This window comes from Paenibacillus sp. FSL H8-0317 (assembly GCF_045040685.1).
Lineage (GTDB): Bacteria > Bacillota > Bacilli > Paenibacillales > Paenibacillaceae > Paenibacillus.
In genome coordinates this window covers 79,082-94,509 of sequence record NZ_CP150294.1, presented here as the reverse complement: position 1 = coordinate 94,509, position 15,428 = coordinate 79,082, and the positions used below count along the sequence as shown (strand labels likewise).

8 protein-coding genes and 3 rRNA genes are annotated in these 15,428 nt (G+C 47.7%); 1 reads left to right on the top strand and 10 read right to left on the bottom strand.

Annotated features, from left to right (window positions below; all coding sequences use genetic code 11):
• Positions 1–58: 58 nt before the first annotated feature.
• From MHB43_RS00430 to MHB43_RS00405, 6 genes are all read right to left on the bottom strand, one after another.
• A complete protein-coding gene (locus MHB43_RS00430) occupies positions 59–1,447 on the bottom strand; it encodes a D-alanyl-D-alanine carboxypeptidase family protein (protein ID WP_405131094.1) in 1,389 nt (462 codons plus the stop codon).
• 415 nt (positions 1,448–1,862) lie between these two features.
• Positions 1,863–3,320, bottom strand: coding sequence for an IMP dehydrogenase (guaB, locus tag MHB43_RS00425; protein WP_237178627.1), 1,458 nt, complete (start codon positions 3,318–3,320; stop codon positions 1,863–1,865).
• Positions 3,321–3,687: 367 nt separating this feature from the next.
• Positions 3,688–3,804 (bottom strand): 5S ribosomal RNA (gene rrf / locus MHB43_RS00420).
• A 73-nt stretch (positions 3,805–3,877) separates the two neighbouring features.
• Positions 3,878–6,805: ribosomal RNA gene (locus MHB43_RS00415) — 23S ribosomal RNA — on the bottom strand.
• A gap of 306 nt (positions 6,806–7,111) precedes the next feature.
• Positions 7,112–8,664 (bottom strand): 16S ribosomal RNA (locus MHB43_RS00410).
• The 16S, 23S and 5S rRNA genes sit together here, the layout of an rRNA operon.
• Before the next feature lie 441 nt (positions 8,665–9,105).
• Positions 9,106–9,657: a hypothetical protein gene (locus MHB43_RS00405; RefSeq protein ID WP_405131093.1), complete on the bottom strand. Its 552-nt coding sequence runs from the start codon at positions 9,655–9,657 to the stop codon at positions 9,106–9,108.
• Between the two features lie 86 nt (positions 9,658–9,743).
• Here MHB43_RS00405 and MHB43_RS00400 point away from each other — a divergent pair, with 86 nt between their 5' ends.
• Positions 9,744–10,334, top strand: a complete 591-nt coding sequence (locus MHB43_RS00400; protein WP_405131092.1) for a TetR/AcrR family transcriptional regulator — start codon at positions 9,744–9,746, stop codon at positions 10,332–10,334.
• Positions 10,335–10,419: 85 nt separating this feature from the next.
• Here MHB43_RS00400 and MHB43_RS00395 read toward each other — a convergent pair whose 3' ends face one another.
• The 4 genes from MHB43_RS00395 to dusB all read right to left on the bottom strand — a co-directional run bounded on the left by MHB43_RS00395 (position 10,420) and on the right by dusB (position 15,337).
• Complete coding sequence (locus MHB43_RS00395; RefSeq protein ID WP_405131091.1) at positions 10,420–11,757, bottom strand: TrkH family potassium uptake protein; 1,338 nt, start codon at positions 11,755–11,757, stop codon at positions 10,420–10,422.
• Positions 11,758–11,959: 202 nt separating this feature from the next.
• On the bottom strand, positions 11,960–13,471 hold the full coding sequence (lysS, locus tag MHB43_RS00390; RefSeq protein WP_047844500.1) for a lysine--tRNA ligase: 1,512 nt from the start codon (positions 13,469–13,471) through the stop codon (positions 11,960–11,962).
• Between the two features lie 115 nt (positions 13,472–13,586).
• Positions 13,587–14,066 carry a transcription elongation factor GreA gene (gene greA, locus MHB43_RS00385; protein ID WP_036606099.1) on the bottom strand — a complete coding sequence of 160 codons (480 nt, stop codon included), beginning with the start codon at positions 14,064–14,066 and terminating at the stop codon, positions 13,587–13,589.
• A gap of 251 nt (positions 14,067–14,317) precedes the next feature.
• Positions 14,318–15,337 (bottom strand): tRNA dihydrouridine synthase DusB, encoded by a 1,020-nt coding sequence (gene dusB / locus MHB43_RS00380; RefSeq protein WP_237178588.1) that lies wholly within the window; start codon positions 15,335–15,337, stop codon positions 14,318–14,320.
• Positions 15,338–15,428 lie beyond the last annotated feature (91 nt).

The following is a 15,428-nucleotide window of genomic DNA, read 5'->3' as shown; positions in this document are numbered from 1 at the left end:
ACTTGATATTTTACCGGAAAAATTGTAAATATACAATCCATCCGGTCGGAAATATAGACTAAAAGAGATTTTTGATTCCGTCAAAGAGATCCACGAAGAAATCTTTCACAGCACGGAAGAACAAACGGAACCATCCGCCTTTTTCAGCCTCTTCAGCTGTGATCAAGTTCACTGTTTTTTCCTGAGGTTCAATTCCTTCTGCTTTATACGTGTACGTTACTGTACCAACCTTTGTACCTGCCTTGATTGGTGCTACCAGCTTGTCAGCCTCAGTTACGTTAGCTTTGAAGGTCACATCCAGGTTCTGAGTACCTTTGGGAACAACGAAACTTACCGCATTATCTGTTACAACAGGAACCGTTGTTTCTTTCCCTTTTTTCAAAGGTACCGCTTCCCAGCCCGTCACTTTGGTCTTGCCTGCAACAGCCTGCTTCACTTCAAAGTTGTTAAATCCATAGTCCAATACCTTTTTAGTTTCTCTGAAACGTGCGGATTCCGAATCTGTGCCCATAACAACACTAATTAGACGCATACCGTTACGTTCTGCTGTACCTGTAAAGTTATTACCTGCGTTCGTGGTATGGCCTGTTTTCATTCCATCCAGACCTTCATAGGCATAGCTTTTGAAATTGGTTATATTTTTATTCGCTTCCAGCATCCAGTTGTAATTGATAATTGGGGCTTTATCATTGGGACGGAACTTATAGGATTGAATAGTTGTAAAATCTTTGTAGTCCGGGTGATCCATGATGATATATCTGCACAGAATCGCTGCATCCAGTGCGGACATTACTGTTTCTTTATCTTCCGCCGGGCGGAAGTCGGCAGGCATATCTGCTCGATCCAGACCGGAAGAGTTGATGAAGAACGTATCCTTCATGCCCATACGCTTCGCTTCATCATTCATCATTTTCACGAAAGCTTCTTCCGAACCGGCAACATGTTCAGCCAAAGCAACCGTAGCATCATTGGCAGAGCCAACAGCCATAGCAATATAGAGATCCTTAACTGTGTGCTGGTCACCTTCCGCGAGGAAAATTCGCGACCCGATACTTTGTGCAGCATTCTTTTTGACAGTTACAATATCGTCCCAGCCGAATTTACCTTGTTTGACCTGTTCTGCGACAATGTACTCTGTCATCATCTTGGTCATACTTGCAGGTGGCATCGCTTTATCCGCATCAACATTTAGTAGAATCTGTCCCGTTGAGGCTTCCATAAGCACCGCTGATCTAACTTCAAGCCCAAGTGAGTCTACCCCAGGGACTTGCACAGCTTTCTCCGTCTTCGTTGTTGTTGCCGCAGCAGTCAGAACCTGACCGGAGTTATCGGCAGCAGCCATGACCGGCATTACTGCAGACATGCAAAGCATGTTAATTAGCATTACCGAGGCTACGCTCTTTTTGAGCATTTGGCGTTTCTTTTTATTCATGTGTTTGGCTTTCAATGATGAATACTCCCTTCGATCCAAAGCATTATTAATTGCTTCAGTGCAGCTTATGCTGCGATTTTCTTGTTCCCTAACCTCGTGGTTGATGTATGAGATGTGTGCTATATGCGCTGTATCGAACGAGCAATATTATTGCTCCTAAAGTTCGTTATCGATTGTCACTTAGTCCGCATTTTGCAAATGCTTATGTAAAAGGACGTCCGCGCTTCTGTTTAACTGGCAGCCTTTTCTGGCACTGCATTTGCTTTTCAAAACCATATTCATAGATTCACGTCAAATAGCCGCCGCAACGCCTTAATCCACCCTTGGATCGTCACCGCTTGTTCTATTCTATCACAGGGGTATCTGCAAAAAAAGACAGACCCGGTGAAAATCACCGAGCCTGTCTTGGAAATGATTAACTCTCTTCCGATTACAACGAGTAGTTAGGTGCTTCTTTGGTAATCTGTACATCATGGGGATGACTTTCGCGCAGTCCCGCACCTGTAATTCGGATAAAGCCTGTATCGTTACGAAGTTGCTCCAAGTTACTTGTACCACAGTATCCCATACCCGAACGCAGACCACCAATCAGTTGGTGGATCGTATCAGACAGTGGTCCTTTGTAAGCGACACGACCTTCGATTCCTTCCGGAACCAGTTTCTTGTCATCATCTTGGAAGTAACGATCTTTACTACCTTGTTTCATTGCAGCCATTGAACCCATACCGCGATAAACTTTGTAGCTACGTCCTTGGAAGATTTCAGTTTCCCCCGGGCTTTCCGCTGTGCCGGCAAACAAACTTCCCAGCATCACCGCGTGTGCGCCTGCAGCCAGTGCCTTCGTAATCTCACCAGAATATTTAATTCCGCCATCCGCGATAATCGGAACTCCATATTCGCGTGCCACTGTTGCACAGTCGTAGACTGCAGTTACTTGAGGTACACCAATACCAGCGATTACACGTGTTGTACATATCGAACCTGGACCAATACCCACTTTGACTACCGAAGCCCCTGCTTCGATCAGATCACGAGTGGCTGCGCCAGTAGCAACGTTACCTGCAACGATGGTCAGGGTAGGGAAACGTTCACGAAGCTGACGTACAGCTTCAATGATATTGATGTGGTGTCCGTGCGCCGAGTCTACCGTAATCAGATCGACACCAGCTTGTACCAAAGCATCTGCACGTTCAAATGTATCTTTGGAAATACCAATCGCTGCACCAACCAACAAACGTCCTTGAGCGTCTTTGGCTGCATGAGGGAATTGAATGGCTTTCTCAATATCTTTAATCGTGATAAGACCTTTCAATGTGTTTGTCTCATCAACTAATGGAAGTTTCTCAATCTTGTGCTTCTGAAGGATACCCTCAGCTTCTTGTAATGTGGTGCCAACAGGAGCGGTGACCAGATTCTCACGAGTCATGACTTCGCTAATTTTGATGCCGTAATCATGGATAAAACGCAAATCGCGGTTGGTCAAAATACCAACCAGCTTCTGATCTCCTTCAATAATAGGTACACCGGAGATCCGATATTTCGCCATTACTGCTTCCGCATCAGATACCAGATGATCTGCAGTCAGTGAGAATGGATTCGTAATAACACCACTCTCCGAACGTTTAACACGATCTACTTCTTCTGCCTGTTGTTCAACCGACATATTTTTATGGATAATACCGATACCGCCTTCACGTGCAATCGCAATAGCCAAGGTCGCTTCAGTTACCGTATCCATACCCGCACTGATCAAAGGAATATTTAGCTTTACAGTATCGCTCAAACGAATAGATACATCTACTTCTTTAGGCAGTGTCTCGGATTTCCGTGGCACTAGCAATACATCATCAAAGGTGAGGCCTTCCTTACCAAATTTATCTTCCCACACGCAAGTGTTCCTCCTTATGTTTGCTCAGCTTTACGGTCCAAAACCCGAAGATTCCAGGCTGTATTTTACGCCGAAAATACGTTTTCTGAAAAATTTATTATTGCCATCTTAGCAAAGCGATATTTAGACTGTCAAGGAAAAGTACTTGGTTATATCAGGTGTATTGCCTGATGAACACAACTGTTTTTCCAGAGCGGACAAGTCTAGTTATTACGCAAAAAAACGTCAATTCTTATCGAATAACGTTACTTTTATACATACTATTGTGCTGATAAATTACCTAATTCAATCTGTATTTTAATCCCATACTGCATAATATAACTATATAATAAAAACCACCACCGAATAACATCGGCAGTGGTTCTTTGCTTGGCGGCGTCCTACTCTCCCAGGACCCTGCGGTCCAAGTACCATCGGCGCTAGAGGGCTTAACGGTCGTGTTCGGGATGGGTACGTGTGGAACCCCTCCGCCATCGCCACCAAACGCGTAGCTTACATTTCAGAGTTGTTCTCTGAAAACTAGATTCGAAACGAAACATGCGAATTACAACTTGCTATTGGATAAGCCCTCGACCGATTAGTACTGGTCAGCTCCATGCATTGCTGCACTTCCACCCCCAGCCTATCTACCTCGTCGTCTTCAAGGGGTCTTACATACTGGGAAATCTCATCTTGAGGGGGGCTTCACGCTTAGATGCTTTCAGCGTTTATCCCGTCCGTACATAGCTACCCAGCGGTGCTCCTGGCGGAACAACTGGTACACCAGCGGTACGTCCATCCCGGTCCTCTCGTACTAAGGACAGCTCCTCTCAAATTTCCTACGCCCACGACAGATAGGGACCGAACTGTCTCACGACGTTCTGAACCCAGCTCGCGTACCGCTTTAATGGGCGAACAGCCCAACCCTTGGGACCTACTTCAGCCCCAGGATGCGATGAGCCGACATCGAGGTGCCAAACCTCCCCGTCGATGTGGACTCTTGGGGGAGATAAGCCTGTTATCCCCAGGGTAGCTTTTATCCGTTGAGCGATGGCCCTTCCATGCGGTACCACCGGATCACTAAGCCCGACTTTCGTCCCTGCTCGACTTGTAGGTCTCGCAGTCAAGCTCCCTTATGCCTTTGCACTCTTCGAATGATTTCCAACCATTCTGAGGGAACCTTTGGGCGCCTCCGTTACTCTTTAGGAGGCGACCGCCCCAGTCAAACTGCCCACCTGACACTGTCCCCGCACCGGATTACGGTACCAGGTTAGAACCTAGATACGATCAGGGTGGTATCCCAACGTTGCCTCCACACAAGCTGGCGCTCATGCTTCAAAGGCTCCCACCTATCCTGTACAGATCGTACCCAAATTCAATATCAAGCTGCAGTAAAGCTCCATGGGGTCTTTCCGTCTTGTCGCGGGTAACCTGCATCTTCACAGGTATTAAAATTTCACCGGATCTCTCGTTGAGACAGCGCCCAAGTCGTTACGCCATTCGTGCGGGTCAGAATTTACCTGACAAGGAATTTCGCTACCTTAGGACCGTTATAGTTACGGCCGCCGTTTACTGGGGCTTCGGTTCACAGCTTCGGGATTACTCCCTAACCACTCCCCTTAACCTTCCAGCACCGGGCAGGCGTCAGCCCGTATACTTCGCCTTACGGCTTCGCACAGACCTGTGTTTTTGCTAAACAGTCGCTTGGGCCTTTTCACTGCGGCCCCCTCGTGCTATTCACACTACCGGGGCACCCCTTCTCCCGAAGTTACGGGGTCATTTTGCCGAGTTCCTTAACGAGAGTTCTTCCGCGCGCCTTAGAATACTCTTCTCGCCTACCTGTGTCGGTTTGCGGTACGGGCACCATCACCTGGCTAGAGGCTTTTCTTGGCAGTGTGAGATCATGACCTTCGCTACTACAATTTTCGCTCCCCATCACAGCTCAGCCTTACAATGTGCGGATTTGCCTACACATCAGCCTCACTGCTTAGACGGACATCCATCAGTCCGCGTCACTACCCTACTGCGTCCCCCCATTGCTCATAACGGCTTACGGTGGTACAGGAATTTCGACCTGTTGTCCTTCGACTACGCCTTTCGGCCTCGCCTTAGGTCCCGACTTACCCTGAGCGGACGAGCCTTCCTCAGGAACCCTTAGGCTTTCGGCGGATCAGATTCTCACTGATCTTTTCGTTACTCATACCGGCATTCTCACTTGTATAATGTCCAGCGCTCCTTACGGTACACCTTCAACCCTTATACAACGCTCCCCTACCCCTGATGCAAAGCATCAAGCCATAGCTTCGGTGGTGTGTTTAGCCCCGTTACATTTTCGGCGCAGAGTCACTCGACCAGTGAGCTATTACGCACTCTTTCAATGGTGGCTGCTTCTAAGCCAACATCCTGGTTGTCTGTGCAACTCCACATCCTTTCCCACTTAACACACACTTGGGGACCTTAGCTGATGGTCTGGGCTGTTTCCCTTTTGACAATGGATCTTAGCACTCACTGTCTGACTCCCGGAAGTAAGTCTATGGCATTCGGAGTTTGACTGAGCTTGGTAACCCTTGCGGGCCCCGCACCCAATCAGTGCTCTACCTCCACGACTCTGTTTTCCGAGGCTAGCCCTAAAGCTATTTCGGGGAGAACCAGCTATCTCCGAGTTCGATTGGAATTTCTCCGCTACCCCCACCTCATCCCCGCATTTTTCAACATGCGTGGGTTCGGGCCTCCAGTGCGTGTTACCGCACCTTCACCCTGGACAGGGGTAGATCACCCGGTTTCGGGTCTACGTCCACGTACTCAGTCGCCCTATTCAGACTCGCTTTCGCTGCGGCTCCGGCTCTTCACCTTAACCTTGCACGGGAACGTAACTCGCCGGTTCATTCTACAAAAGGCACGCCATCACCCCTAAAACGGGCTCTGACTTTTTGTAAGCACACGGTTTCAGGTTCTATTTCACTCCCCTTCCGGGGTGCTTTTCACCTTTCCCTCACGGTACTGCTTCACTATCGGTCGCTAGGAAGTATTTAGCCTTGGCAGATGGTCCTGCCGGATTCATACGGGGTTTCACGTGCCCCGCACTACTCGGGATCCGTCTCGGAGGGAACAGACTTTCAACTACAGGGCTTTTACCTTCTTTGGCGGGCCTTTCCAGACCTCTTCGCTTAACCGGTTCCTTTGTAACTCCATGTGAGACGTCCCACAACCCCAAAGAGCAAGCTCTTTGGTTTGGGCTTCTCCGCGTTCGCTCGCCGCTACTGACGGAATCACTATTGTTTTCTCTTCCTCAGGGTACTTAGATGTTTCAGTTCCCCTGGTATGCCTCTACATAACCTATGTATTCAGTTATGAGTAACTGGAAATTACCCCAGCTGGGTTTCCCCATTCGGACACCCCCGGATCAAAGCTTGCTTACAGCTCCCCGAGGCAGTTTCGTTGTTCGCCACGTCCTTCATCGGCTCCTAGCGCCTAGGCATCCTCCGTGTGCTCTTAGTAGCTTAACCTCGTGCTCCGGTTTCGACTGCTCGCTTTCCTTGGTTTGCTTGCGCAAAGCCAAAAGTCACTCCCATTCGATACCATCGTACGTGCAATCTACCGTTTTTATTGAAACTTGTTTAACACAAGTTCAGCTAAAAAGGAATGTTCTAATTCGCGTTTGTTTCGTTTCGATATCTAGTTTTCAAAGAACAAGCTCCATGCAAAAGCAAGCTGTTTGAGAGTTTGAGCTCTCAAAACTGAGCAACGAGTGAGTGTTTTGCAGCTAAGCTGCAGTTTTGAATGTTTCCGTTGCAGGAAACGATTCTCCATAGAAAGGAGGTGATCCAGCCGCACCTTCCGATACGGCTACCTTGTTACGACTTCACCCCAATCATCTATCCCACCTTCGGCGGCTGGCTCCTTGCGGTTACCCCACCGACTTCGGGTGTTATAAACTCTCGTGGTGTGACGGGCGGTGTGTACAAGACCCGGGAACGTATTCACCGCGGCATGCTGATCCGCGATTACTAGCAATTCCGACTTCATGCAGGCGAGTTGCAGCCTGCAATCCGAACTGAGACCGGCTTTGTTGGGATTGGCTCCATCTCGCGATTTCGCAGCCCGTTGTACCGGCCATTGTAGTACGTGTGTAGCCCAGGTCATAAGGGGCATGATGATTTGACGTCATCCCCACCTTCCTCCGGTTTGTCACCGGCAGTCTATCTAGAGTGCCCACCCGAAGTGCTGGCAACTAAATATAAGGGTTGCGCTCGTTGCGGGACTTAACCCAACATCTCACGACACGAGCTGACGACAACCATGCACCACCTGTCTCCTCTGTCCCGAAGGAAAGATACATCTCTGCATCGATCAGAGGGATGTCAAGACCTGGTAAGGTTCTTCGCGTTGCTTCGAATTAAACCACATACTCCACTGCTTGTGCGGGTCCCCGTCAATTCCTTTGAGTTTCAGTCTTGCGACCGTACTCCCCAGGCGGAGTGCTTAATGTGTTAACTTCGGCACCAAGGGTATCGAAACCCCTAACACCTAGCACTCATCGTTTACGGCGTGGACTACCAGGGTATCTAATCCTGTTTGCTCCCCACGCTTTCGCGCCTCAGCGTCAGTTACAGCCCAGAGAGTCGCCTTCGCCACTGGTGTTCCTCCACATATCTACGCATTTCACCGCTACACGTGGAATTCCACTCTCCTCTTCTGCACTCAAGTCACCCAGTTTCCAGTGCGATCCGGGGTTGAGCCCCGGGATTAAACACCAGACTTAAATGACCGCCTGCGCGCGCTTTACGCCCAATAATTCCGGACAACGCTTGCCCCCTACGTATTACCGCGGCTGCTGGCACGTAGTTAGCCGGGGCTTTCTTCTCAGGTACCGTCACCTTGAGAGCAGTTACTCTCCCAAGCGTTCTTCCCTGGCAACAGAGCTTTACGATCCGAAAACCTTCATCACTCACGCGGCATTGCTCCGTCAGGCTTTCGCCCATTGCGGAAGATTCCCTACTGCTGCCTCCCGTAGGAGTCTGGGCCGTGTCTCAGTCCCAGTGTGGCCGATCACCCTCTCAGGTCGGCTACGCATCGTCGCCTTGGTGAGCCGTTACCCCACCAACTAGCTAATGCGCCGCAGGCCCATCCCCAAGTGACAGATTGCTCCGTCTTTCCAGTTTCCTTCAGGCGAAGAAAACAACTATTCGGTATTAGCTACCGTTTCCGGTAGTTGTCCCAAACTTGAGGGCAGGTTGCCTACGTGTTACTCACCCGTCCGCCGCTAAGTATCAAGGAAGCAAGCTTCCTATCAACTCCGCTCGACTTGCATGTATTAGGCATGCCGCCAGCGTTCGTCCTGAGCCAGGATCAAACTCTCCAATAAAGTATTGAAAAGAGCGATAAGCTCATTTTGAATCTGACGAGATTAAAAATCTCATTTGTGCTCCAGTCGATCCAAGCCAAGGCTTGTCTCAAACTTTTGCGTTCATTCTGCAAGCAGAATGTTTACTCACTCGTTGTTCAGTTTTCAAAGATCAAACTTATTTTGTTACCGAGCGTTGTTCTCCTCAGCAACTTTTATATCTTATCACATCCGAACCAACTTTGCAAGCTCTTTTTTTAAGTTTCTTTCGAAGCTTATTTCATTCGCTTGCCGCACCGTGTAAACTGTGTTTTCTTGGCCGGAATTAGAATATACCATGTACAGATTTGCATTGCAAGTCTTTTTTTGAATCTTATATTAACAATCGGTTTGATTTAATGCGGGGCGTACATACGGGATTCTCCCAACTTAGCCAGTTCGTATGCACGCTCACCCAGCTTTTTAATGTTTAACATTCCTAACAGGAACCTTTCTTGGCCATAAACTATAACTAAAGCTTATCAGAAAATCGATTCCGAGTATCATTCCCCACACTCTGATCAGATTATTGAAGGCAGCTGTACGTTCAGCATCTCCGATCCACCATATCATGGCGAATAGAAAAGCACTTCCTATAGCCCAAGCCAATAGATGTCTAAACCATCCACTACGCTCACGACTCGCATGTTCTCTACCATATAACTTGTTGCTGCGAGGATTCTCTGCACCCTTGAACCAATATAAGAAATATCGATCCGCCCAAGCGATCATCTGATGACCATAAGCAATGCTTGCTCCTATATACACCGCAGCTATGCCATGAATCAAACTTGCTGTAGCTCCTCGCTGTAGATCCATAACTGTAGCTACCAGCAATAACAGATCTATAACCGGCGTCGCCATTAACAAACCGATACCTAACCGCTTCATGCCAAGGAGATACCTGACACTCAGACCCGTGAACACAAACACCCAAAAGGCGATCTCACAACCTATAATGAAATAACCAATCATTTCAGCCTCTCCTTTTTTGATACAAATGTATTAGATTTAATTTAGCACGTGTGTACTATAATAATCAACAGTGATATAATATGCCTATGCCTAAAATTGTTGATCACGATAAACAGCGTATGCTCGTAGCCGAGGCAGCATGGCGTATTATACGGAGAGATGGTATGGAACAAGCCTCTGTTCGGAATATCGCTGAAGAAGCTGGAGTTTCGGTCGGTTCGATGCGTCACTACTTTTCTACTCAATCGGAATTACTACTATATGCTATGAATTTGGTATCTGAACGAGTGTCTCAGCGAGTCCAACAAATGTCTTTCACTGGCTCTCCCATGGACAATATGAAATGCTTATTGCTCGAGTTCTTACCAAACACGGAAGAAAAGCTGGCCGAAATGGAGGTATGGTACGCTTTTACAGCCAGATCGAAAACCGATCCTACACTCAAGGGACTTGCTAATACCGTATATGATGAACTTAGAAAAGCTGTAGGTTCTGTTATCACCTACTTGATTAAACTCGATCTCTCCAAACCTGATCTGGACAAAGAACTGGAGATCGAAAGATTGTATGCACTGGTGGATGGCTTGGGTATCCATACCGTGCTTAGACCAGATCAGATGAATGGCAGGCTCATGGATGATGTTCTCACCTTACATCTTGCTTCCTTGTGTCGTTAAACCAAAAAAACCGCAGCACATTCGTTGTGACTAAGGCCCGTTACGATAACAGGAGTTAGTTCTGAATGTCTGACGGTTTTTCTTTTTATCCGATAATGATCCGGCCTTCCGGATGACGATACAGTTTCTTCTCTTTGCGCGGACGAAGGGCATACGCGATGGTTAATGGCCCAATCCGACCTACAAACATGGTAAAGGTAATAATGATTTTTCCCCAATTGGTCAACTCATCAGTCACTCCCACAGAAAGACCCACAGTACCGATTGCGGATGCAGCTTCAAACATCAGTGAAAGGAACGGCGCATCCTCTGTCGTAAGCAGAAGCATCACCACGATCATGAATATGATCAGAGAAACCATAATAATGGTCAGCGCCCTCATTAGCAGTTCTTTCGGAACACGCTGACGGAAAAACACAATATCCTTATTCCCCCGAATCATGGCATACACTGCACCAATCATGATCAGGAATGTAGTCGTCTTGATCCCACCCCCGGTCGATCCCGGGGAAGCGCCGATGAACATCAGCAGAATGAAGAAAAATTGGGTAGCCTGCCTCATCTCCGTGATATCGATTGTACTTGTTCCCGACGAACGTGTAGAGACAGACTGGAAGAAGGACGCATAGATCTTCTCGCTCCAGGTAAGTGAAGCCAGTGTATGTCCATTGGTGAATTCGAAAACAAACAACACAATCGCTCCTATACCAATCAGTCCTCCGGATACAGACAGCACCAGTTTGGACTGAAGAGACAGACGGCGACGTTTGCGATACTCAAACAAGTCATTCAATACTACAAATCCAAGTCCACCAGAGATAACGAGCACAGAAGCAGTCACATTGAATAGCCAGTCTCCGGTGTAGTATTGGAAGCTGTTGCCGAACAGATCAAATCCGCCATTATTAAACAGGGAAACGGAATGGAATATTCCATAGTATATAGCCTGACCAAATGACATCTCCGTTGCCCAGCGCAGCGCCAGTATGACGGCAGCCACCCCTTCAATGGTAAAGGAGAAAATCAACACTTTGCGGATAATGCGTACTATCCCTTCCATACTGTCTGCATTAATGGCTTCTTTGAGCAACAGCCTGTCCTTGAGCGAGATTCGTTTGCCCAACACTAGCGCAAAGAGAGTAGCCATAGTCATGAAGCCGAGTCCACCAAGCTGCATTAATACCATAATGACGATCTGACCAAACAAATTAAAGGTCGTCCCTACATCCACAACGACAAGTCCAGTCACACAAGCGGCAGAGGTTGATGTAAAGAGCGCATCAATAAATGCCAAATGCATACCGCTTTGGTTGGAGATGGGCAACATGAGAAGCACCGTTCCCATCGCAATGATAAGCATAAAACCACCCACCAGAATTAACGGAGGAGATAAGAATTTGGCAAAGTGAAGCCTGAACTTCATGAAGGGCACCTCTTTTAACAAAAATACGAACAGGTAATCTTACAAATTCAAGACGCGGTGTTACCCTAATGGTGCACTGTGAGCAAGGGCCTTCTGACAAACTTTATTTTAGCGTCTATGTAAACCTAAAGAGGAACTTGCCCCAGCATGATACTGAACGGCAGGTTCCTCTTCTATTATGAACGTATTCTACGTTCCTTATTTAATCTTGCGTACGAGGACGCATGTGTGGGAAGAGCAGTACGTCACGAATCGACGGGGAGTTAGTAAGCAGCATGATCAGACGATCAACCCCGATTCCCAATCCGCCTGTTGGTGGCATACCATATTCGAGCGCACGGATGAAGTCGTCATCCATCTCATGAGCTTCGTCGTTCCCATGTTCTTTCTCCAGCATCTGTGCTTCAAAGCGCTGACGCTGATCGATTGGATCATTCAGCTCTGTGAAGGCATTGGCATGCTCGCGTCCAACGATGAACAATTCGAAGCGATCCGTGAAGCGTGGATCTACATCATTTTTCTTCGCCAGTGGTGAGATTTCAAGAGGATGTCCCATGATGAACGTCGGTTGAATCAACGTCTCTTCTACAAACTCTTCAAAGAACGCGTTCAGGATATGACCAAATGTCATATGTTTCTCAACCGGAACCTTATGTTCCTTCGCCAAGTTATGTGCTTCCTCATCCGTCATGTGTACGGAGAAGTCTACACCCACAACTTCCTTAACTGCATCCACCATCGTAACACGGCGCCACTGCGGCGTAAGATCCACTTCATAATCTCCATACTGGATCACTTGCGTACCCAGTACTTCCTGTGCAATATGAGCAACCAGGTTCTCCGTCAATTGCATAATATCCTTGTAGTCGGCATATGCCTCATACAATTCAATCATGGTGAACTCCGGATTGTGACGTGTGGACATACCTTCATTCCGATATACACGGCCGATCTCATATACCTTCTCCAGCCCGCCAACAATCAGACGTTTCAGGTGAAGTTCAATCGCAATCCGCATGTACAGTTCCATATCCAGCGCATTGTGATGTGTGATGAACGGACGTGCTGCCGCTCCTCCTGCGATCGTATGCAACGTAGGTGTTTCCACTTCCAGATATCCAAGGGAATCCAGGTAACGACGCATCGATTGAATGATTTTGGAACGTGCGATAAAGGTCTGTTGTACGTCCGGGCTCATAATCAGGTCAACATAACGCTGGCGGTAACGCAGCTCTACGTCGGTGAGACCATGGAATTTATCCGGAAGCGGATAGAGCGATTTGGACAGCACTTCAAGATCTTTCACTTTGACAGAAGTTTCACCTGTTTTGGTCTTAAAGATCACTCCCGTTACCCCAACGATATCGCCAAGGTCCAGCAGGCTAAATGCCGCATACTTGTCTTCAGGCACGCTATCCTGACGAACATAGATCTGGATTCTGCCGCTCAGGTCCTGAATATGTGCGAAGCTTGCTTTACCCATTCCCCGCTTCGCCATAATCCGTCCGGCAATACTGACTTCGATGTGCTTCTCTTCCAGCTCTTCCTTGGTCAGTTCTTCATACTTCTTCAGAATGGAGCCGGCTTCTTCGGTACGTACGTATTTTTGGCCAAAAGGGTCGATTCCCAATTTGCGGAGCTCGTCCAATTTGTCACGGCGAATTTGTAAAAGCTCGCTAAGTTCGGTTTCCTGATTCAAGACTTCATCCGTCATGATCTGTATTCATCTCCTTATTTACATTGCAGGCATCGCGAGAGGCGTTTTTCCTCTAATGTTGAAAAAGCTTCCCTAAGGAAGCTTTTGTTTACCGCGCCCAACTGCTTCGTTGCTATAGCTTTTTAATGTCCATAATTTTATATTGAATTACGCCAGCAGGCACACTTACATCAACCACTGTACCTTTTTTCTTGCCGAGAATCGCTTTACCTACAGGACTCTCATTCGATATCTTGTTCTGAAGCGGGTCTGCCTCCGCAGTACCTACAATCGTATATTCCGTGATGTCACCAAATTCCAGATCTTCTACAGTGACGGTTGCACCCACGCTTACGGCATCGGTATCGATCTCGTCGCTGTTAATAATCCGCGCGTTACGAAGCAATTTCTCCAACGTGATTACACGTCCTTCAATGAAAGCTTGCTCATTCTTCGCGTCTTCGTATTCAGAGTTTTCACTGATATCTCCATACCCGATGGCTACCTTAATCCGTTCAGCCACTTCGCGGCGCTTCACTGATTTCAATGTTTCCAATTCTTCTTCCAGCTTCTTGAGTCCTTCTGGTGTAAGGATAACTTCCTTGTCGCTCATCTCAACCGATTCTCCTGTCATGGGAATAAATTTGATTGTACGGCAACGGAATCAGTGCTTGTTACAGAGCTCCGCCCGCATACATCTTCAAAACTATATGAAGTTCTCCAGAGAAATAGAATATTCCTCCTGATGCTATAGCCTTATTAACGCACATGGCGAATTTATACTGAGAAATTATAGGGGAACGATCTCGAAAAGTCAATGTTACGCCCCCTATAGGTGTAAACGTTTTACAGATGCGTTTATAATTAAGATGCATTTCCGGCGATTACCGGTTCTGACTCCAAATTACCTTCGCTTTTCAGCTGACTCACAAAGTTCTCCAGAATCTGTACCATCTCATCCCGCTTGGTACCTTCCATAATAACGTCCTTGATGCGAGCTGATCCTTTCAAGCCTTTCAAATACCAAGCCAGATGTTTGCGCATCTCGCGTACGGCAACTGTCTCATTCTTCAATGCGATCAGTCGATCCATATGCAGGATGGCAACACGGATCTTCTCTTCGCCATTCGGGTCAGGAAGCAATTCACCCGTGCTTAAGTATTGAATGGTACGATACAGCATCCAGGGGTTACCCAGGGCGGCACGCCCAATCATAACTCCGTCACAACCCGTTTCATCCAGCATACGGCGTGCATCCTCTGGTGTATGGACATCACCATTGCCGATCACCGGAATAGAGACAGCCTCTTTTACATCTTTGATATGTGACCAGTCAGCTGTACCTGTATAGAGTTGCTCACGCGTGCGTCCGTGTACACTTACCGCCTGTCCACCCGCACGTTCAACCGCGAGCGCATTCTCCACCGCAAAGATATGTTCGTTATCCCAGCCGATGCGCATCTTGACCGTCACCGGCTTCTCAACTGCGTCCACTACAGCGGATACCATCTCATAGATTTTTTTCGGATCAAGTAACCAGCGTGCGCCTGCATCACATTTCGTCACTTTTGGCACGGGGCATCCCATGTTAATGTCGATGATGTCTGCATTGGTTTCTTGGTCCACGATTTTGGCTGCTTCTACGAGGGAATCACGATCTCCCCCAAAAATCTGAAGGCTCAGCGGTTTCTCACGCTCATCTACGAACAACATCTCACGTGTACGCTGGTTGCCATGGACAATGGCTTTGCCACTCACCATCTCCGCGCATACGAGGCCTGTTCCGAATTCTTTTGCGATCAAACGAAAAGCCGGATTACATACGCCAGCCATCGGCGCAAGTACGACCTGGTTTTTCATTTCAATGCCACCAATGTTAAGCACGGTAGTCGTTCCACTCCTTTTTTAATTCTGTATATATCACGATATTAAGTTCGATCAGTGTCTTGGTTGTTGTAACATGACGAAACCGAAA

What these genes read in the sequence shown, in the direction of transcription:
- MHB43_RS00405 (WP_405131093.1), bottom strand. Translation starts at nt 9,657, where the DNA reads ATGATTGGTTATTTCATTATAGGTTGTGAGATCGCCTTTTGGGTGTTT.
- MHB43_RS00400 (WP_405131092.1), top strand. Translation starts at nt 9,744, where the DNA reads ATGCCTAAAATTGTTGATCACGATAAACAGCGTATGCTCGTAGCCGAG.
- lysS (WP_047844500.1), bottom strand. Translation starts at nt 13,471, where the DNA reads ATGACGGATGAAGTCTTGAATCAGGAAACCGAACTTAGCGAGCTTTTA.
- MHB43_RS00395 (WP_405131091.1), bottom strand. Translation starts at nt 11,757, where the DNA reads ATGAAGTTCAGGCTTCACTTTGCCAAATTCTTATCTCCTCCGTTAATT.
- greA (WP_036606099.1), bottom strand. Translation starts at nt 14,066, where the DNA reads ATGAGCGACAAGGAAGTTATCCTTACACCAGAAGGACTCAAGAAGCTG.